This window comes from Pseudomonas sp. MDT1-17, from assembly GCF_054898105.1.
This window is the reverse complement of the sequence record NZ_JBUBVM010000001.1, coordinates 5,099,204-5,118,460: the sequence shown is the minus strand read 5'-3', so window position 1 is coordinate 5,118,460 and position 19,257 is coordinate 5,099,204. Positions and strand designations below refer to the sequence as shown.

The 19,257-nt window shown below is 59.2% G+C and carries 20 protein-coding genes and 3 pseudogenes; 13 read left to right on the top strand and 10 right to left on the bottom strand.

The genetic code is table 11. From position 1 onward, the window contains the following. Positions 1-207: 207 nt before the first annotated feature. Both ACYZTX_RS23745 and ACYZTX_RS23740 read left to right on the top strand, forming a co-directional pair. The gene (locus ACYZTX_RS23745) at positions 208-741 is read left to right on the top strand and encodes a gluconokinase (RefSeq protein WP_462036089.1); all 534 of its coding nucleotides are present in this window, start codon (positions 208-210) and stop codon (positions 739-741) included. A gap of 82 nt (positions 742-823) precedes the next feature. Further along, on the top strand, positions 824-2,176 hold the full coding sequence (locus tag ACYZTX_RS23740; protein WP_064679328.1) for a GntP family permease: 1,353 nt from the start codon (positions 824-826) through the stop codon (positions 2,174-2,176). A gap of 128 nt (positions 2,177-2,304) precedes the next feature. Here the strand turns inward: ACYZTX_RS23740 and alaC are convergent, their stop codons facing one another. Continuing rightward, on the bottom strand, positions 2,305-3,516 hold the full coding sequence (gene alaC / locus ACYZTX_RS23735) for an alanine transaminase (RefSeq protein ID WP_462036088.1): 1,212 nt from the start codon (positions 3,514-3,516) through the stop codon (positions 2,305-2,307). Between the two features lie 139 nt (positions 3,517-3,655). Here alaC and ACYZTX_RS23730 point away from each other — a divergent pair, with 139 nt between their 5' ends. The 3 genes from ACYZTX_RS23730 to ACYZTX_RS23720 all read left to right on the top strand — a co-directional run bounded on the left by ACYZTX_RS23730 (position 3,656) and on the right by ACYZTX_RS23720 (position 5,457). Next, complete coding sequence (locus ACYZTX_RS23730) at positions 3,656-4,318, top strand: LysE family translocator (protein WP_462036087.1); 663 nt, start codon at positions 3,656-3,658, stop codon at positions 4,316-4,318. A 67-nt stretch (positions 4,319-4,385) separates the two neighbouring features. Continuing rightward, positions 4,386-4,871 carry a GyrI-like domain-containing protein gene (locus tag ACYZTX_RS23725; RefSeq protein ID WP_462036086.1) on the top strand — a complete coding sequence of 162 codons (486 nt, stop codon included), beginning with the start codon at positions 4,386-4,388 and terminating at the stop codon, positions 4,869-4,871. Positions 4,872-4,968: 97 nt separating this feature from the next. After that, entirely contained in the window at positions 4,969-5,457 is a 489-nt protein-coding gene (locus ACYZTX_RS23720) for a GNAT family N-acetyltransferase (RefSeq protein ID WP_462036085.1), read from the top strand. 135 nt (positions 5,458-5,592) lie between these two features. Here ACYZTX_RS23720 and ACYZTX_RS23715 read toward each other — a convergent pair whose 3' ends face one another. Together ACYZTX_RS23715 and ACYZTX_RS23710 are read right to left on the bottom strand one after the other, a co-directional pair. Further along, a complete protein-coding gene (locus ACYZTX_RS23715) occupies positions 5,593-6,198 on the bottom strand; it encodes a pyridoxamine 5'-phosphate oxidase family protein (RefSeq protein ID WP_462036084.1) in 606 nt (201 codons plus the stop codon). Between the two features lie 7 nt (positions 6,199-6,205). Continuing rightward, positions 6,206-6,691 (bottom strand): GNAT family N-acetyltransferase, encoded by a 486-nt coding sequence (locus tag ACYZTX_RS23710; protein WP_462036083.1) that lies wholly within the window; start codon positions 6,689-6,691, stop codon positions 6,206-6,208. A gap of 140 nt (positions 6,692-6,831) precedes the next feature. Here ACYZTX_RS23710 and ACYZTX_RS23705 point away from each other — a divergent pair, with 140 nt between their 5' ends. From ACYZTX_RS23705 to ACYZTX_RS23695, 3 genes are all read left to right on the top strand, one after another. Beyond that, a complete protein-coding gene (locus ACYZTX_RS23705; protein ID WP_462036082.1) occupies positions 6,832-7,257 on the top strand; it encodes a YybH family protein in 426 nt (141 codons plus the stop codon). A 79-nt stretch (positions 7,258-7,336) separates the two neighbouring features. Further along, positions 7,337-7,693: a YciI family protein gene (locus ACYZTX_RS23700; protein ID WP_462036081.1), complete on the top strand. Its 357-nt coding sequence runs from the start codon at positions 7,337-7,339 to the stop codon at positions 7,691-7,693. Next, positions 7,693-8,928, top strand: coding sequence for an RNA polymerase sigma factor (locus ACYZTX_RS23695; protein WP_462036080.1), 1,236 nt, complete (start codon positions 7,693-7,695; stop codon positions 8,926-8,928). The genes ACYZTX_RS23700 and ACYZTX_RS23695 overlap by 1 nt, the downstream gene beginning before the upstream one ends. A gap of 28 nt (positions 8,929-8,956) precedes the next feature. On the opposite strand, the gene ACYZTX_RS23690 is transcribed toward ACYZTX_RS23695, so the two are convergent. Beyond that, complete coding sequence (locus tag ACYZTX_RS23690) at positions 8,957-9,811, bottom strand: LysR family transcriptional regulator (RefSeq protein ID WP_462036079.1); 855 nt, start codon at positions 9,809-9,811, stop codon at positions 8,957-8,959. A gap of 90 nt (positions 9,812-9,901) precedes the next feature. Between ACYZTX_RS23690 and ACYZTX_RS23685 the strand changes: the two genes are divergently transcribed. Next, positions 9,902-10,339, top strand: a complete 438-nt coding sequence (locus ACYZTX_RS23685; protein WP_462036078.1) for a multidrug/biocide efflux PACE transporter — start codon at positions 9,902-9,904, stop codon at positions 10,337-10,339. A 108-nt stretch (positions 10,340-10,447) separates the two neighbouring features. On the opposite strand, the pseudogene ACYZTX_RS23680 reads toward ACYZTX_RS23685, so the two are convergent. Further along, positions 10,448-10,651, bottom strand: a pseudogene (locus ACYZTX_RS23680) (SDR family oxidoreductase); the annotation flags it as partial. A gap of 105 nt (positions 10,652-10,756) precedes the next feature. On the opposite strand from ACYZTX_RS23680, the gene ACYZTX_RS23675 reads away from it, so the two are divergent. After that, complete coding sequence (locus tag ACYZTX_RS23675) at positions 10,757-11,653, top strand: LysR family transcriptional regulator (RefSeq protein ID WP_462036077.1); 897 nt, start codon at positions 10,757-10,759, stop codon at positions 11,651-11,653. Positions 11,654-11,655: 2 nt separating this feature from the next. Here ACYZTX_RS23675 and ACYZTX_RS23670 read toward each other — a convergent pair. Both ACYZTX_RS23670 and ACYZTX_RS23665 read right to left on the bottom strand, forming a co-directional pair. Beyond that, a pseudogene (locus tag ACYZTX_RS23670) lies at positions 11,656-12,446 on the bottom strand (inorganic phosphate transporter). Between the two features lie 195 nt (positions 12,447-12,641). Continuing rightward, positions 12,642-13,664, bottom strand: a complete 1,023-nt coding sequence (locus ACYZTX_RS23665; RefSeq protein ID WP_462036076.1) for a transporter — start codon at positions 13,662-13,664, stop codon at positions 12,642-12,644. A 315-nt stretch (positions 13,665-13,979) separates the two neighbouring features. Between ACYZTX_RS23665 and ACYZTX_RS23660 the strand changes: the two are divergent. Together ACYZTX_RS23660 and ACYZTX_RS23655 are read left to right on the top strand one after the other, a co-directional pair. Continuing rightward, positions 13,980-14,672, top strand: a pseudogene (locus tag ACYZTX_RS23660) (methyl-accepting chemotaxis protein); the annotation flags it as partial. 165 nt (positions 14,673-14,837) lie between these two features. Then, positions 14,838-15,605, top strand: coding sequence for a methyl-accepting chemotaxis protein (locus ACYZTX_RS23655; protein ID WP_462037101.1), 768 nt, complete (start codon positions 14,838-14,840; stop codon positions 15,603-15,605). Positions 15,606-15,814: 209 nt separating this feature from the next. Here ACYZTX_RS23655 and ACYZTX_RS23650 read toward each other — a convergent pair whose 3' ends face one another. The 3 genes from ACYZTX_RS23650 to ACYZTX_RS23640 all read right to left on the bottom strand — a co-directional run bounded on the left by ACYZTX_RS23650 (position 15,815) and on the right by ACYZTX_RS23640 (position 18,672). Beyond that, a complete protein-coding gene (locus tag ACYZTX_RS23650; protein ID WP_462036075.1) occupies positions 15,815-16,993 on the bottom strand; it encodes a GAF domain-containing sensor histidine kinase in 1,179 nt (392 codons plus the stop codon). 135 nt (positions 16,994-17,128) lie between these two features. Next, on the bottom strand, positions 17,129-17,434 hold the full coding sequence (locus ACYZTX_RS23645; RefSeq protein ID WP_010457288.1) for a PepSY domain-containing protein: 306 nt from the start codon (positions 17,432-17,434) through the stop codon (positions 17,129-17,131). A gap of 110 nt (positions 17,435-17,544) precedes the next feature. Beyond that, positions 17,545-18,672, bottom strand: coding sequence for a glycerophosphodiester phosphodiesterase (locus tag ACYZTX_RS23640; RefSeq protein WP_462036074.1), 1,128 nt, complete (start codon positions 18,670-18,672; stop codon positions 17,545-17,547). 232 nt (positions 18,673-18,904) lie between these two features. Here ACYZTX_RS23640 and ACYZTX_RS23635 point away from each other — a divergent pair, with 232 nt between their 5' ends. Next, on the top strand, positions 18,905-19,231 hold the full coding sequence (locus ACYZTX_RS23635) for a DUF2025 family protein (RefSeq protein ID WP_462036073.1): 327 nt from the start codon (positions 18,905-18,907) through the stop codon (positions 19,229-19,231). The last annotated feature ends 26 nt before the right edge of the window (positions 19,232-19,257 follow it).

Below are 19,257 nucleotides of genomic sequence, written 5' to 3'. Positions count from 1 at the left end.
GCTTGCCAAACAAAATTCGAGGCACTAAGGTAGCGCTGTCTCGACGCAGCTGCAAATGCGTGAACGGGGTTTGCCTGATCCCCGTTTTTTGGCGTTGGAAACGAACATGCTGCAACCCACAAAAATGACAAGAAGGCGTCGGCAACTTCTACTTTTTCTAGTGTCATAACTGGCAAAGGTAGCGCTGTCTGCGCGCTGAGGTGTTACATGAATCATCCCATCACCGCCCTGGTCATCATGGGCGTTGCCGGTTGCGGCAAGACTTGCGTCAGCGAGGCCTTGTGCCAACTCAGCGGCGCGACCGCCATTGAAGGCGACACTTTCCACCCTGCCGCCAATATCGAAAAGATGAGCGCGGGTATCCCCTTGAACGACGACGACCGTGCTGGCTGGCTCGACAGCCTGTGCGATGAACTGCGCCGCATCGACGCCAAGGGTGAACGCCCGGTGCTGACCTGCTCGGCGCTCAAACACATTTACCGTGAACGTCTGCGTAGCGCCTTGCCTGGCCTGGGCTTCGTGTTCCTTGAGCTGACCCCTGAAGTCGCCGCTGATCGTGTCTCCCATCGGCCCGGTCACTTCATGCCGTCAACACTGATCGACAGCCAGTTCGCCACCCTCGAATCACCCGTTGGCGAACCGCTGACCTTGGCCCTCGACGCGTCGAACCACAGCGTCGACGAACTGGCGGCTCAAGCACACCACTGGTGGCTTGAACATGGCCTGAAACTCGCCGTATGAGTTTTTCCCGAAGAGATAGCGCTGTCCTGATGGCTCGCGAATTACCCGCTTCAATAACAACAACAACCAGGAGACACCCCTAATGTTTGGCATGTCCCACGAGACGTTCCTGCTGCTCGATGCAGTGGTCACGGTGATCGGGCTTATCGTCTTGATCACCAAGTTCAAGTTTCACCCCTTCATCGCCCTGATCATCGCCGCCGCCTTTCTCGGGCTGACCTCCGGCATGCCGATTGGCACCATCATCAAGGCGTTCCAGGACGGCTTCGGTGGGGTGCTCGGTTTCGTCGGGATTATCCTCGCGCTGGGCACCATGCTCGGCAAAATGATGGCCGAGTCGGGCGGGGCGGATCAGATTGCCCAAACCCTGATCCGAGCGTTCGGCAAGGACAAGGTGCAGTGGGCCATGATGTTCGCGGCCTTCCTGGTCGGCATCCCGCTGTTCTTCGAAATCGGCTTCGTGCTGTTGATCCCGCTGGTGTTCATCGTTGCCCGGCGTACCGGCGTGTCGATCATCAAGATCGGTATCCCGCTGCTGGCCGGTCTTTCGGCCGTGCACGGTCTGGTTCCGCCGCACCCGGGTCCGTTGCTGGCCATTGGCGTGTTCGGTGCCGATATCGGTAAAACCATTCTGTACGGCCTGATTGTTGCGCTGCCAACGGCCATCATCGCCGGCCCGATCTACGGCACTTTCATTGCCAAGTACATTCCGGGTCATCCTAACCAGGAACTGGTCGATCAACTGGCGCGTGATAACGATTCTGCCGATCTCCCGAGCTTCGCCATCACCTTGATCACCGTGCTGTCGCCGGTGTTCCTGATGCTGCTCAAGACCTTTGCCGATGTGGTGCTGCCGGAAGGCAACTTCTTCCGCACTTTCATGGACCTGATCGGTCATCCGATCTCGGCACTGCTGCTGGCGTTGCTGCTGTCGCTGTACACCTTCGGTTACAAGCAGGGCATTGGGTCCAACCAGATGCTCAAATGGCTGGATGCCAGCCTTGCGCCGACCGCCGCAATCATCCTGATCATCGGTGCCGGTGGTGGCTTCAAGCAGATGCTGGTGACCAGCGGCGTCGGTAATGTCATTGGCAACATGGCAGTGGAAGCGCAGATTTCGCCAATCCTTCTGGCGTGGCTGGTGGCGGCGGTGATTCGTATCGCGACCGGTTCGGCAACCGTGGCCACCATTACCGGCGCCGGCATCGTGGTGCCAGTGGTGGGGATGATTCCGGGTGTAAACCGTGAGCTGCTGGTACTGGCGACCGGTGCCGGTTCGTTGATCCTGTCTCACGTCAACGACGCGGGTTTCTGGCTGGTGAAGCAGTACTTCAACATGACCGTGGCGGAAACCTTCAAGACCTGGACCGCGATGGAAACCATCCTGTCCATCGTTGCGCTGGGCTTTATCCTGCTGTTGTCGATGTTCGTTTAAGTAAACACCGCAAAACAAAAATGTGGGAGCGAGCCTGCTCGCGAATGCGGTATGTCAATCAACATCAACGTTGACTGACACGCCCTCTTCGCGAGCAGGCTCGCTCCCACAGTGTTATGTGTAGGGCGTCAAGGTTTGTTGACTAACCCATCCGCCCGGAACATCCCGCGAATCCCGCGTACTGCCTGACGAATCCGGTCCTGGTTTTCGATCAGCGCGAAGCGCACGTGATCATCCCCATACTCCCCAAACCCTACGCCCGGCGAGACGCAAACCTTGGCTTCGGCCAGCAGTTTCTTGGCGAACTCCAGGGAGCCCAGGTGCGCATAAGCCTCGGGAATCTTCGCCCAGACATACATCGACGCTTTTGGATTCTCGACCATCCAGCCCAGTTCATGCAGGCCTTTGACCAGCACGTTGCGCCGCTGCCGGTACTGCTCGGCGATGTCTTTGACGCACTGCTGATCGCCTTCCAGCGCCGCAATGGCCGCGACTTGCAGCGGGGTGAACGTGCCGTAGTCGTGGTAGCTTTTGATCCGCGCCAGGGCGTTGACCAGTTCGGCATTACCGACCATGAAACCGATGCGCCAGCCCGCCATGTTGTAGCTCTTGGACAGGGTAAAAAACTCCACCGCGATGTCCTTGGCGCCCGGTACTTGCATGATCGAGGGGGCTTTCCAGCCGTCGTAGACGATGTCGGCGTAGGCCAGGTCGTGCACCACCAACACGTCGTACTGCTTGGCGAGGGCGATCACCCGCTCGAAGAAGTCCAGCTCCACGCATTGAGCAGTGGGATTCGACGGGAAGCCGAGGATCATCATTTTCGGTTTCGGAATCGAGCCGCGAATGGCGCTTTCCAGTTCGGCGAAGAAGTCCACGCCCGGAATCAACGGCACCGAACGCACCTGGGCGCCGGCAATCACCGCGCCGTAAATGTGAATCGGGTAGCTCGGGTTCGGCACCAGAACGGTGTCGCCCTGGTCGAGGGTGGCCAGCATCAAATGCGCCAGGCCTTCCTTGGAGCCGATGGTCACGATGGCTTCGCTTTCCGGGTCGATGTCGACCGCGTAGCGATCCTTGTACCAATTGGCAATCGCCCGGCGCAGACGCGGAATGCCCTTGGACGTCGAGTAACCGTGGGTATCTTCGCGCTGGGCGACGGTGACGAGTTTTTCGACAATGTGCGGCGGTGTCGGGCCGTCAGGGTTGCCCATGCTGAAGTCGATGATGTCTTCGCCGCGACGACGGGCGGCCATCTTCAGCTCGGCAGTGATGTTGAATACGTAAGGGGGGAGTCGATCTATGCGCGCAAAGCGGCGCGGCGAACCTGGGTTAGCCATTGTTGCCTCGAATAACGTGAGCGCCCGGAACCGTCCGAGCGACGCTGGTCACTGCGGTGACCTGTGGCGGAATGTAAGGGCTGATGTGGCAAACTGTCCAGCGACTATGTAAACAAATTTGTCCGAAGGAAATCGGTTGATGGAATTTACCAGTGGCTTCTTGCTGAGCCTTTCGCTGTGCCTGGACATCGGCGTGGCCAATATCGCGATGATCACGCTGGCGATGCAACGCGGCTATTTTCAAGGCTTTGCGCTGGGTTTGGGGACGTGTGTCGGCGACCTGATCTACGCCGTGCTGGCCTTGGCCGGGATGACCGTTTTGCTGCAATACGAAACTGTGCGCTGGGTGCTGTGGATCGGTGGTTCGGCGCTGTTGCTGTACTTCGCAGCGAAGATGATCTATTCGGCGATTCACCATGAGGCGGTACTGGCGCAGGCCGAAGAGGTGGGTCAGAACTCCCATCGGCGCGAGTTTTTTCGCGGGATCTTCCTCGCGATGTCATCACCCAGCGCCATTCTCTGGTTCGCTGCGGTGGGCGGCACATTGATCGCTCGTTCCGGCGGCGGTGACGCACTCAGCTCGGCGCTGTTTCTCGGCGGGTTTCTTTGCGCCGGCGTGCTGTGGTGCGTCGCGTTGTGCTTCGCAGCGAGTCACGGCGGCAAGTTGCTGGGTGACAAATTGCTGCGTTACTCCTACATGGCATCGGCGGCGATCTTCTGCTATTTCGCGGTCTACGTGATCCTATCGGGATATAACGAGTTCATAGGCGCCGGTGCCGTCGAGCAGTTGCACGCACTGTGATTTGGCGAATCGGGTTTGGCTTCTATACTTCCAGCCGAACCCACTTTTTTGTTCCAGGAGTTGAGTCATGGATGAGCAAGCAGACGTCAAACTGGCCGAGCCACGCTTCGAGAGCGGGCATTTTCTGCTCATTGCCGGGCTTGGCGGACGATTTACCGCAGACACCACTAAAGGCATTCCCGATCTCTGGGAGAAATTCATTCCCGAGATTGGCCGAATTCCCGGTCAAAAAAGCGAAGTGACCTACGGCATCTGCTGCAATCCGGATGGCAAGGGCGGCTTCGAATACATCGCTGGCGTTGAAATCAGCAAACTTGACGACCTGCCGGAGAAATACCGTTGGGTCGAGGTCCTGCCTCAGCACTACGCCGTGTTCGAACACAAGGGCTCTCTGGATACCTTGCCGCAAACTTTTCAGTACATCTGGAAAACCTGGCTGCCGCAGTCCGGTTATCAGGCGGCGGACGCCCCGGAGTTCGAACGCTACAGTGAAGACTTCAACCCGAAGCTCAACACCGGGGTGCTGGAAATCTGGCTGCCGCTCAAGGCGTAATGACTGCATCGGGAGGCGGATCGGCGATTCGCCTCTCGATGTCGTGGTGGCGCTGATTTATGATCCCCAGCCTTTCCCTCGCTGATTCCGAGCTGCCATGAACACCGTCATCCGCCACGTCACACCTGCCGATCTGGACCGCTGCTACGCCATCGAAACCGTTGCCTACGAAGGCGACGAAGCGGCAACCCGCGAGAAAATCGCCACCCGCATCGCCACCTGGCCCGAAGGTTTCATCGTGGTCGAAGTCGACGGCGTTGTAGCCGGTTTCATCAATTCCGGTGCGGCGTTTCAGGTGGAAATGTCGGACGAGGCGTTCAAGGAACTGATCGGCCACGACTCGGCCGGGCCACACGTGGTGATTATGTCGGTGGTGGTGCACCCGGATTATCAGGGGCAGGGGATGGCGAAACGTTTGATGGGCGACTTCATCGAGCGGATGCGCGCGTTGGGCAAGACCAGCATCAACCTGATGTGCAAGGAGCGGCATATTCCGCTCTATGCCGGGTTTGGGTTTGCCTATATCAAGCCTTCAGCGTCTGACCATGGAGGCATGGCGTGGCATGAGATGATTCTGGAGCTGTAACGAGCCCTGTAGGAGCTGTCGAGTGCAACGAGGCTGCGATCTTTTGATCTTGCTCTTCAGCCGCTTCAAAACCGCCAAAATCAAAAGATCGCAGCCTCGTTGCACTCGACAGCTCCTACAAGGGGGGGCGTTGTGTCAGTAGAGACTGTCGCGCACTCTCGCCGGCGCTTCCCGGTCATAGGTCTCGGCATCGAACTGCCCATCGTTCAAACGCTTGTGAAAGGCACCCGCCGTCGGCAACGCTGAGCGATCCAGATGCTTCTCGGGGTTCCACAAATCCGAACGCACAATCGCTTTCGAGCAGTGGAAGTACGCCGCTTCCACCGTGACCAGCATCACCGTGCGCGCCGGTTTGCCGTTCACCGCGAAGCTCTCCAGCAACTCGGGTTCATTGCTGATCTGCGCCGTGCCGTTGACCCGCAATGTCTCGCCGATCCCCGGAATGATGAACAGCAGCGACACCCGCGAATCGAGCACGACGTTGCGCAGGGTGTCGATACGGTTGTTGCCCGGCCGATCCGGAATCGCCAGGGTGCGCTGATCAATGATCCGCACAAAACCCGGCGTGTCACCCCGTGGCGAACCGTCCATGCCATCGGGACCTATCGAGCTGACGATCACCAGCGGCGAGGTGCGGACCATCGCCTGATAGTCCTCGTTCAGAAAGGGGATCTGCTTGCGTACGGCGCGGTCGTGCGGTTGGCCGTAGATTGCTTCCAGTTCTTTGATGCTGTTGAGCATAACCACCTCAGAAAATCAGCCCCATCCGCCGTTCGTAACCGATCCGTCCCTTATAGGCCTCACCGCTGTCGATCCAGCCGAATTTTGCGTAGAGCGCAATGGCGGCCTCATTGTCCGCGTCCACCGACAACTCCAGTCCCTTTATTTCCGGAAACGCCTGAAGCGCCACATCGGGCAAAGCTTGCAGGCAGGCCTTGCCATAGCCTTTGCCCTGGGCCCGATGATCGACTTGCAGCGCATGCAGGGTGGCGCTGTGTTCATTGGCCCACGCCGGCAACACGGGCGGGCGCTTGAGCAGCAGAAAGGCCACGGGAACCTCCTCGGCCAGCAGGGCAAATCCTTTGACGCCGGGGCCGGGTTTGGACAGCAAGGTGTGCAACGCACCGTGGATGTCGCCGGAGAATTTGATTTGTTCTTTGTGAACTTCAATGGCCTCGACCTGACGGCGCTGGCGCGCGTTCAGGCTTTCGTAAGGCACGAGTCGGGCTGTCACTGGAGTGTCCTTTTTCCAACATAAATGTGTTTCGAATTCTAACGAGTTTGCGTTCCAGATTATTTTTATTTCGGCTGTCGATTTGGCTTTTCGCCAGACGACTAAGGGTGTCTTCACCACAAAAACCACGGAGAACCACCATGAACGCTACGCACGAGATTCAGACCCTGATCGACACCTATCGTCAGGCGGTCATCGCCAAGGATGTCGAGAAACTCATGCCCCTGTATGCCGACGACGTCGTCTCCTACGATGCGGTCAAGGCCCTGCAATTTCGCGGCAAGGCGGCCTACCGCGCGCATTGGCAGGAGTGCCTGGAAATGTGCCAGGGCGCGCACACGTTTGATTTCGACCAGATGAACATCGTGGCGGACGAGCACATCGCGTTTGCCCATTGGCTGGCCCATTGCGGCGGCACTAATGAGAAGGGCGAAACCCAGGCCTGCTGGATGCGCGTGACCGCCTGCTATCGGCGCGACGATGGGCAATGGCACATCGTCCACGAACACTGGTCGGCCCCGTTCGACATGATGAGCGGGACGGCGCTGTTCAACCTTGAACCTTGATCGTCCGGCTGATCGTCGGGAATGTCGCGAAAGCACCAAACTGCAGCCATAGTTGATCAGTTCGATCCGGGAGAGCCCCATGAAGTATTTATGCCTGGTCTACAGCAACGAGCACGAACTGCACTCGTTGCCCGAGAGCCCGAAAGACGCCGAGTGCATGGCGTACGCCGAGTCGATCCAGGGCAGCGGTCGAATGGTCGCCGCCGAGGCGCTGGAGTCGGTGCAGACCGCGACCACCGTGCGCATGCGCAACGGCAAAATGTCGATCACCGACGGCCCGTTCGCCGAAACCAAGGAGCAATTGGCCGGCTTTTATCTGATCGATGCCAAAGACCTCAATGAAGCGATACAAGTCGCCGGCAACATCCCGGCGGCCCGGGTTGGCAGTGTCGAGGTGCGTCCCGTTCGCCAGTTGACCGTAGGCATGCCCGACTGATGCCTGGCGAGTCGGTACGGGCGCAGGTCGAGCAGGTTTACCGCAAAGACTCGCGGCGGATTCTGGCGACCCTGATTCGGTTGCTCGGCGATTTCGACCTCGCCGAAGAGGCCTTGCACGAGGCGTTTTTCATCGCGGTCGAGCGCTGGCAGCGTGACGGAGTGCCGGACAATCCGCGCACCTGGCTTGTGTCCACGGGGCGCTTCAAGGCCATCGATGTGTTGCGTCGGCGCGCACGCTTCATCGCGTCGCAACCGATGCTGATCGCTCAACTGGAGGCGCTGGAGCAGGCCGACTGGAGTGACGAAGACGTGGAAGACGATCGCCTGCGCTTGATCTTCACCTGTTGCCACCCGGCACTGGCGGCGGACGCCCAGGTGCCATTGACGCTGCGCGAAGTCTGCGACCTGACCACGGAGGAAATCGCCCGGGCCTTTTTGTCGGCACCTGCGACCATCGCCCAGCGCATCGTGCGCGCCAAGGCCAAAATCCGTGACGCGAAAATTCCTTATCAGGTGCCGACCCTGGCGGAATTGCCCGAGCGCCTGGACAGCGTGCTGCGGGTGATTTACCTGGTGTTCAACGAAGGTTATTCCGCGTCAGTCGGCGCCGAACTGACCCGTGAGGATTTGACCCGCGAAGCGATTCGGCTCGGTCGTTTGTTGATGGAACTGCTGCCCGAATCCGAGGTGATGGGGCTGTTGGCGCTGATGCTGCTGCATGAGTCCCGACGCCCGGCGCGGACGTCAGCGAGCGGGGAGTTGATTGTGCTGGATGAGCAGGATCGTACGTTGTGGGACGCCGAGATGATTGCTGAAGGTTGCGCACTGGTGGAGCGGGCGCTGACGACCCGGCGTTTCGGGCCTTATTGCCTGCAAGCGGCGATTGCAGCGGTGCACGCCGAAGCGCCCACGGCGGCGCAAACGGACTGGCTGGAGATTGTCGGTCTGTATGACGTGCTGTTGCGGGCGGTGCCTTCACCGGTGATTGAATTGAACCGTGCCGCGGCGATCTCCAAGCGCGATGGACCGTTGGCGGGGCTGACGTTGGTTGAAGGGATTCTGGCGCGGGGGGATCTGCTGGATTACCACTTGGCGCACTCGGCACGGGCGGAGTTTTGTCGGCAGTTGGGAAGGGTTGAGGAGGCTCGGGGGGCGTATGAGCGAGCGCTTGAGTTGACGCAGCAAATGCCGGAGCGGCGGTTTATCGAGGCCCGGATCAAGGCGTTGGAGTGATGATTCGGCGATAAGGGCCGCAGGACCTTCATTCCAACATCTTGCCTAACAACCAACTCCCCGCCGGCCCCGGTGGATGCAGCCGCGACCACAGCGCATCGACGAACACCGGTTTCGGCCAGCCGCGCACGTCCAGTTCCTCCAGCGTCCCTGCACCAAACCGCTCCACCAGCCACCGGGGCAACGGCGCCCAGCCGAATCCGCCCTGGGCCATTTCCAGCAGCATCAGATAACTCGGCGCCGACCAGACGCGTCCCTTCGCACGGCTTTCATACGGATTGACGATCGTCGCCAGACGCAGTTCCCGGTGTTGTTGCAACATGTCTTGATCGATGTGGCTCAGCGCCGCCAACGGATGCGCTTGAGACACGAACAGGGCAATCTCCGTCCGTTCTTCCACGGTCGAACTGACCAGGTCCGGCGGGTAACTGTCCTGTTTTTCGGCGAAGGCGACATGTGCTCGACCGCGTTGCACCAGCGCCACCAGGTCATCGCATTCGGCGATCAGGCATTCGAGTTCCAGGTCTGGATAACGCTGCTCGAAAGCGCTGAGCGCCGCTTCGAAACGGTCGGATTGATAGGTGTCGGAAATCGCCACGGTCAGTTTTGGTTCGACCCCTTGGGACAGCTGGCTGGCGGTCATTTCCAGCCGGCTGGTGGCGGCCAGAATTTCCTCGGCCCGTTGCAGCATCACGTACCCGGCCGGAGTCAGACTCGGCTTGCGGCTGCTGCGGTCGAACAGTGTCAGGTTCAGATCGATTTCAAGGCTCGCCACCGCAGCGCTGATGGTCGACTGACTGCGCCCCAGTTTGCGTGCCGCCGCGGAAAATGAACCTTGAGTCGCCGCTTGAACAAACGCCTGCAACACTTCTTGAGACGCCATGAACTATCGCCTTGATCGATGGTTATTGGTTATGAAGTATCGGTGTGAGGCTGGATCATGGCAACCACAGTCACTCAGGAGACTCTGTTCATGAACGTCAACAAATCCATCACTGAACGTATTTTCCAGGCCATCGGTTTCGAAGTGCTGGCCATCTTGATCTGTACACCGCTGCTGGCGTGGATCATGGACAAACCGATGCTTGAGATGGGTGTCGTCACCCTGGTCATCGCCGCCCTTGCCCTGGCGTGGAACGTGGTCTTCAACGGCCTGTTCGACCGAGTGCTCAAACGCTTTGCCATCAAGCACAACGCTTGGGTGCGTGTTGCCCATGCGCTGCTGTTTGAAGGCGGCTTGGTTGCGGTGGGAGTGCCACTGATCGCCTGGTGGCTGAACATCAGTCTGTGGCAAGCGTTCCTGCTGGACATCGGTGTGTTGCTGTTTTTCCTGCCGTACACCTACGTCTACCATTGGGTGTATGACGTGGTGCGGGAGCGGTTTGTCCTGCGTCAGTCTTACGAAGCTTAAAAGCAAAGATCGCAGCCTCGTTTCACTCGACAACTCCTACGTTGGAATGCGATCCCTGTAGGAGCTGTCGAGTGAAACGAGGCTGCGATCTCTTGATCTTGATGGCGTTTACAAAAACATCCCGCCCGAAGCTTCGACACGCTGCCCATTGATCCACTGGCTACCCGGTGCCAGCAGCAGCGCAATCGCGGCACCTATATCATCCGGCTGACCAACGCGACCCAGCGCGGTATTGCCGGCAACGTAGCTGTTCACGTCGCTGTTATCACGCACCGTACCGCCGCCGAAATCGGTTTCGATTGCGCCCGGCGCCTCAAAACGGCTGCGCAACATGTCGGCGACTTTCCGGCCTGAAGTGATAAACAGGCTGGAATCGGAATCACTGGTCGGTTAATCCGAACAATAAAAGGTGGGCCCATGAACAAACTGGAACTGCTGCGCACCTTCGTTCGTGTCAGCGAGATGTCGAGTTTTACCCTCGCCGGCGAAAGCCTGGGTTTGCCCAGGTCCACCGTATCCGAGCACGTCCAGGCGCTCGAACGGCTGGTAGGCACGCGTTTGCTGCAACGCACCACGCGCAAGGTTCAGGCGACTCAGGACGGCTTGGTACTGTACGAGCGCAGCAAGGATTTGCTGTCGCACATGGACGAAATCGAAGGGCTGTTTCGCCAGGACGAGGCATCGCTCGTTGGGCGGATTCGCATCGACATGCCGAACATTCTGGCGCGTCAAGTGGTGATGCCGCGTCTGCCCGAGTTCATGGCTCAGCACCCCAATCTCGAGCTGGAAATCAGCAGCACCGACCGCCGGGTCGATTTGCTCAGTGAAGGGTTTGATTGCGTGGTGCGAGTCGGCGCGCAGCCGGATCAATCGGTGGTCGCTCGCCGCGTGTGCGATTTTGCGATGGTCAACTGCGCCAGCCCCGCGTATCTGCGGCGTTATGGCGTGCCTGAACGGCTCGAAGACCTGGCGCAGCATCGGCTGGTCCATTACGTCGGCGTACTGGGTTCACGGTCGGAGGGTTTTGTGTACGAGCAAGAGGGCACGGTGCATCGAGTGGCGATGGCGGGCAGTGTCACGGTCAACAGCACCGATTGTTACGAGTCGGCGTGTCTGGGTGGTTTTGGTTTGATTCAGGCGCCGCTGATGGGCATGCAGCCCCACCTGATCAGTGGCGAGCTGGTCGCGGTGCTGCCGCAGCTCAACGCTCCCTCCATGGAGGTTTCGCTGCTCTATGCCCGGCAACGGCATTTGCCGTTGCGGGTCAGGGCCTTCATGGATTGGTTAGGGCAGGTGATCCGGTCAACCACCTGACCTTAAAACAGCTGGGTGAACAACCAATACAAACTGCCCGACAACAGAATCGCCGCCGGCAAGGTCAACACCCAGGCCATCAGCAGATTGCGGATGGTCTTCATCTGCAAGCCGCCGCCGTTGGCGACCATGGTCCCGGCCACCCCCGAAGCAAACTGCAAGGCCTGGTCTGCCGGCATGGTGCGGTTCAGTGCGTAAGCCATCGGCAGGGTGCCCACCAGAATCAGCATGATCAGGCCCATGCCTTTCTGGCCGTCGTTGGAACCGTGGGCGAAGGACACGCCGGTGCAGGTCAGGATCAACATGCCGCGAATCCACCACGGTGGCGGGGTGTTGCCCTTCGGTGCTTTATACAGCGCACGATTCTTGACGAAAGCCCGCAAGTCCAGCAGCAACAGCGCGGCAAAACCGAAACCGATCAACGGCGACAAGAGCAGCGCGTAACCGATTTTAGTCGCCTGAGCCCAGTCCACACCGCTGGTGCCATCGTGACCGTGCATCAAGGCATTGGCCACGCCGACACCGATGATCGAGCCGATCAGGGTGTGCGACGAAGACGCTGGCAAGCCCAGCCACCAGGTGCCGAGGTGCCCAACAGCAGAAACGGCGTCCAAGTGGTCACCACGGTGCCGAGTTCGTTCATGTCGTGCATCAGGCTGTAAGCCGTGAACAACAGTCCGCTGCCCAGCACCGCGAAGAAAATCACGATGGTCAGCAGGCCGGGTTTCTTGTCGAGTTGCGGTTTGGCGCTACTGGCGGGCGCCTGGGCGGCGGAGAAGGAAGGAGTAGCCATGACGGACAATCCTGAGGAAGGAGTGTCGGTCATGATCGTTGCTGAATGTTACAGAGAGACTGCCCTGGGTCAGGGTTTGGGGTTTTTAAAGGCAGATCAAAAGATCGCAGCCTCGTTTCACTCGACAGCTCCTACATTTGGAATGCGCAACCCTGTAGGAGCTGTCGAGTGAAACGAGGCTGCGATCTTTTGATCTTAATAATCCTGGCGCTTACGAAACGCCCAACGCCCGGCGATCACGGTAAACGTCGCGACCAATGCCACCAGAATCCAGAACCCCTCCGGATCACCGGAAAGCGGCACCCCACCGACGTTCATGCCAAAGAACCCGGCGATGATGTTGATCGGCAACGCCAGCACCGTCACCACGGTCAGGGTGAACAGCGTGCGGTTGCTCTGTTCGTTGAGGTTGGCGGCGATTTCTTCCTGCAACAGTTTGATCCGCTCGCCCAACGCCGTGAGGTCGTTGATGATCAGCGCGAACTCCTCGGTGGACTTGCGCAGTTCCTTGACGTCTTCCTTCTGCAACCATTGCGGTGGGCGATTGAGCAGGCGCAGCAATGAGCCCGGCTCCAGCGCCAACAAGCGTTGCAGGCGCACCAGCACCCGGCGGTTGGCACCCAGTTCGGCGCGATTGGTCGACAGCCGCGAGGACAGCAACTCATCTTCGACTTGATCGACGCTGAGGCTGGTCTTGCGCACGATCTGGGTCAGCACTTCACCCTGATCGCGCAGCAGATGCACCAGCAATTCCAGCGGCGAGCGAAAGCACTCACCGGCCTTCACCGACGAGCGCAGCTTGTCTACCGAGTGCAGCGGTTGCAGGCGTGCGCTGATGATCAGCCGACTGCGGGCGCAGACCCACAGCGTCGAGACATCCGAAGAGACCATGCTGCTGAGGTTGAACACCACATCGTTGACCACCGCCAGCAACGCCGAATCCACATGCTCGATGCGCGTCGAACGTGAACCCTCGTGCAATGCTTCGAAAAACTCGTCCGGCAATTCCAGATGGCTCTTCATCCAGCGCTCGCAGGCGGCGTGGGCGAGGTTCAGGTGCAGCCAGAGAAATTCATCGCTTTCGCCGGGCTGTTGCAGGCATTGCAGGGCCTTGGCCGAGTCGATCTCCCGGCCGCGCTCACCGGGACGAAAACTGAAACCGTACAGCAGACCGAACAGGTCCGGGTCGCGATGGCTTTGGTCGATGCTGTGGTTCATGAGAGCTCACTGAAGGAGGCACTGTCGGTCGCTTTGTGTAGCAGCAGGCTCGCCAGGTGCTACAGATCGCGTTACGGCGGGTTTCACAGGTTCACTTGAGCCGCATCATCGCAAGGATTTTTGACGGTTTTGTGACAGTCTCGTGGCGCTGAAAATTCACCTCTGCCGGTGGTCGGATGCGCTAAAGAAAGGCTCTGGCACGCCGATGAAGCTGATGTTGAATTTCGCGGTCCGGTCTTGGGCCAGCGTCGCCGACAGGGATGTCCGGACACCTTGCACGCCTGCGTGCTTCATCCCTGTCATGAGTATCACTCGATGTTTTTGCAAAAATCTTTGAGAGCGCAAATCCTCGCCTTGTTGAGCGGCAGCCTGTTGGCCATGTTGCTGATCGCCCTGGCCTGCTTTCACTTTCTGTCCAACGGTGTTCAGAACTACGCGAATCTGATCGAAGGCCCGCTGCACACCTCGCAATTGATCGATGAAGCCAACCTGCAATTCAAGGTTCAGGTTCAGGAGTGGAAAAACGTTCTGCTACGCGGCAAGCAGCCTGCGGACCTGGACAAATACTGGAAGCAATTCGAGGCGCGTCAGCGCGATGTGCAGGGCATCCTCGGTGAATTGGCCGGGCAGAAGGGCATTGACCCGCAACTCAAAACTCGCATCGAACGCCTGCGGGACGAACATCGCCTGTTGGGTACGGCTTATCAAAAAGGTCGTGACGCCTATGTGGCGGCAGGTGCCGACCCAACGGCTGGCGACACGGCGGTCAAAGGTGTGGACCGTGCCACCAGCGATCAGATGAGCGAGTTGGTCAGCGAAATGCGCAAGCAGGGTGTTGAGCAATCGAAGCTGATCAGCGCCGACGCCGATCGCACCGTGTTGCTGGGGACCATTGTGATGCTCGCCTCGGGTCTGCTGATCGGCCTGTTGAGCCTGTGGCTGGTCAACCGCAACCTGGTGGAACCGATTCGCAAATTGATCGAGTACGTGGCGCAACTCAGCCAGGGCAAGTTTGCCGAACGCGTGGCCAGCAGCCGACAGGATGAGTTGGGCAAGTTGGCGGTAGCGGCCAACACCCTGCGCGATTTCCTCGCCGAAACCTTCAGCCGTTTGCAGCGCAGTGCCAAGGATCTGGACAGCGCCAGCGGTGAACTGAATTCCATCGCCAGCCACATGGCCAGCGGCACCAACGAGCAGTTCAACCGCACCGATCAGGTGGCCACGGCGATGAACGAAATGTCCGCCACCGCGCAAGAAGTCGCGCGTCACGCCGCTGATGCCGCGCGTGCCGCCGACGATGCCGACCAGTCTGCTCAGCAGGGCGAAAAAGTCATGCAGGGCACCATTCACACCATCACCCAAATGCGTGGTGAAATTGCCAACACCGCCACGGTCATCCGTCGTCTGGAAACCGACAGCGGGCGCATCGGCAAGGTACTGGAAGTGATTCGCGGCATCGCCGAGCAGACCAATCTGCTGGCGCTCAACGCCGCCATTGAAGCGGCCCGTGCCGGTGAAGCAGGGCGCGGGTTCGCCGTGGTCGCCGATGAAGTCCGCAGCCTGGCCCAGCGCACGGCGGCGTCGATCATCGAAATCAACCAGATCATCCAAACCGTGCAAACCGGTGCGGTGAATGCGGCCCAGGCGATTGAAAGCGGTCAGTCGCGCAGTGAAGAAAGTGTCGAGCAAGTGACCCAGGCCGGCGCCATGCTGGAACGCATCACCCTTGCCGTGGAAGCGATCCGCGACATGAACCGCCAGATCGCCACCGCCGCCGAAGAGCAGACCTCGGTGGCCGAAGACATCTCGCGCAACCTCACCGAAATCACCAGCATCGCCAGCACCAACCTGGACAATGTGCAGCGCACCGAAGCGGCCAGCCACAACCTGCACGGGTTGTCGGGGCAGTTGAATGAAGTGACGGCGCGTTTAAGCGCGTAACCGGAAGGGCTGTGTACCGGTTTGCTTACCGAGTCGGTACACAGTCGATCTCAAGTCAGTCGTGTCGATGTCGATGACCATCGTAATCCCCTAGCGCAGTCGCAGATCGCGACGACATCGGGCTCATTGCGGACGGCGACGGCGGCGTTGTTGCAGGCGTTGCAGGATTCCGATTCCAGCGCTTCGGGTTCTTTGGTCAGTACAACCGCTTAAATCCGTGCTGGAAGACTGAAGGTAAACGTCGTGCCCTGTTGCTCGGTCGATACCACGTCCAGTTTTCCGCCATGGGACTGCGCAATCTGACTGGCAATGTACAACCCCAACCCGAGGCCGGCCTGCGGTGTACCGCTGGCCGGTCGCGAGTAGGGCCGGAACAGGTGAGGCAGCGCATCGTCGGCAATCTGCCCCTGATTTTTCACACTCAGCACCAACTGCCCTTCCTTGATCTGCGCACTGATATCGATCGATCCGTCGGGATCTCCGTGGGCAACCGCGTTCGCCACCAGATTGGAGAGTAACTGCTCAAGCCGCTCACGATCGCAATGAACGCTGTGCAAGTCGCCGATGGACGACTTGATGATGCGGTCGGGATGGACGCTCTGGACCTCAGAAATCACATGCCGTAATGCCTCTTCAAGGTCCGGGGACGGCTCAATGTTGACAGGAATGCCACGTCCCAAAGAGCTGCGAGCGAAATCCAGTACGTCGTCGACCAGTCTGCTTGCTCGTTGGGCGCTGGTGAGGATATGCCGCACCCGTTGCTCATTCGCCGGGTCAGGGAGTTTGCGCAAGAGCATTTCAGCGCCGGCGCTGATGGCGAACAAGGGGTTGCGCAGGTCATGTCCGAGCACGGCGATGAACTGTTCGCGCAGTTCGGCGGTTTCGCGTTCCTGCCGCAGCGCTGCTTCGGTTTGCTGCAGGGTTTCTTCGGCCTCGATCTGCAGCGCCAGCATGCGGGCGAAGGATTCCATGGTGCTCTGGATCGTGCTGGATTTGAGTGGTGCAGGGTTGGGGTCGAGGGCGCAGATGGTGCCGAAAAAGCGTCCATCGGTGCGGAAAATCGGCACGGCGATGTAGCTTTCGAACTGATAGAGACGAGGGGTGTGGTGATCGCGGTAAAGCGGGTCTTCACTGGCCTTGTCGATGACCACCGAATGATGCGCCTGGCGAATTTCATGGCACAGCGTCGTGACCAGATCCAGTTCACCGCCGACTTGCAAACCGAAATCCAGTTGATCAAGCACAGCGCAAGCGGTCCAGGAGTCTTCGGTAACGCGAGCCACCGCGGCGAAGCGCAGGCCGGTCAACTCACGGATCACCTGAAGAATCGCCGGCACCGCGCTGATCCGGCCGATCGTGGCGATGTCTGCAGCCGCTGCTTGCCCCATTTCAATCGACCTCTGCCTGAACAACATGGTGGGATTCTAGCGGGCTGGCGCTGCGTTGGCGCGACTTGATTGTCTGAATCGGACATGCAAAAAAAGCCGCACGATCCGAAAATCGTGCGGCTTTTTATGTGTGCATCAGGTGTCTTGCTTGTCGCTCAGGACTTTGCCGGTGGTGGCATCGAAGTCCACGTCAAATTCTTTGCCGTCAGCGGTTTTCAGTTCCACTTCGTACTCGTAGTTATTGAAGTGGTTGTCCAGATCGGTGTCGGTGATGGTTGCACCTGGGTGCAATTTCAGAGCCGCCTGGTTCATTTCTTCCAGTGGCTTGATCTTGCCGCTCTTGACCAGCTCAGGGATCTGGTCGACGCGGACATCGGCCTGGGCCAGGCCAGCGGTGAGGGTCAGGGCCGCGGCAGTGAACAGGGCAGTCAGGGTTTTCATGAGGTTCTTTCCTTGGGGTGATCTGTTTAAGTGGGATCAGGTTAACCGGCGCAACTTAATCCACCCTTAATTCTCCGATCGGGACTGAGTAAAGATCGTTCCCTCGTTCATCAATAACCGTTGTTCTGCAGTAATTGCGCAACACTGGCAGCCGCCGGGCGTTTGTAGAACTTGAGCAGTTCGCTGGCGCGGTTGGTGAAGATGCCATCGACACCGGCGTCCATGACTTTCTGGTAATCCACGGCATCGTCGATGGTGTAGACGTGCACCAGCAAGCCCTGATCGTGGGTGTACTGGTTCATCCACGGTTGCACCAGGTCCGAGTAGCTCTGATCGCCACCCTTGGCCAGCGCGGCAGAAGGACCGGTGCCGATCGCGCCCTGGGCTTTGGCGTACTCGACCCATTGCTGGAACTCGGCTTTGTCTTTCGGTTGTTGTTTGGCGTAATAAGTGGCTTTGTCTTTGTCACCGGATTCAGCAAACGTCACCTTGGACTTCGGCTCGATGCTGCCTTCGCCAACCCATAGCAGGAGGATTTTTGGCACTTTCGGCATTTCCTTCTCGAGCAGTTCGAGGCTGCTCTTGTCGAAGGTTTGCAGCACGACCTTGCCTTTGCCCTGGCCCACCGCCAGATTGCTCTTCGCCAGTTTCGAACCGGCCGGGCTCAGCCAGCCGCGGTCCTGCAATTTATCCTTGAGGTCGCGCTCGATCCCGGGGAATTGCTTCGGTTCTTTGGTTTCGATGTACAGGCCTGGCTTGTGCAGCGGATTGCCCTGAGCGATGTCGATGATTTCGTCGAGGGTTAGAATCTTCAGGCCGGCGTAGGAGGGACGCGCGCGATCCGGGTAGGCGGTGTTGAACCAGCTGCCGGCATCGAGGGTTTTCAGCTCGGCGATAGTGAACTCGTTGGCCGGGCGGTCCTTGCGCTCAGGGAATTTACTGGCTACGTCGGTGGTGCGTTGCAGGTTGTCGTCGTGCAGGGCGAAGAGCACGCCGTCCTTGCTGCGTTGCACGTCCATTTCCAGGTAGTCGGCACCCAGGTCTCGGGCCAGTTTGTAGGCGGCGGCGGTGGATTCCGGGGCATCGAAGGACGCGCCACGGTGGGCGATCACTGCCGGATGCGGGATGCCCATGCGGGTTGCCAATGCGGTGGGGCTTGGCTCGCTGGCGGCCTGTGCCTGGCCGAGGGCCAGCATCAGACTCAGCAACAGGGCGCTCTTGGTGAAGGTAACAGGCATGGTCGAGGTCCTTTCGCAGATTTACAAAGACGTCTCTTTTAACAACTGAGCGCCGCTTGCGCTATCGCCAGACCGACATAAACGTGTTTAAAGCTGATTTTTTCCGCACTTTTGTGCGGTTCTTTGCAGTACTCTTGGCCCCGGCATTTCCCCGGCAGAGGGAAATCCATTCGCTTGCCCTGCGTGTAAACCATCGATCACCGGTCCTTTACGACCTTTTGTGAGGTTTATCATGCGCATCACTTCCGAACTCATCTGCCAGGCCGCCGACCAACTCAAAGGCTTCGTCGGCCTCAATCGCAAGACCGGCCAGTACATTGTTCGTTTCAGCGAAGACTCCTTCGGCATGGACGTGGCTGACGACGGCATTATTCCCACCAGTGAATTCGTCTGGGCCTCGGGTTCCGGACAGGCCATGACGCTCAAGCGTGAGTTGATTCAGTTGTTGCTGGATCAGAACATCGATGACCGGATCAACATCACCGAGCCGTTGCGGGTGTATATGAATCGGCGGGAAGTGCCGGAGATTTCGGCGGTTCGCAGTCTGGTGCAGAGCTGAGTTTTGTGGTGTTTGTGCTGGCCTCT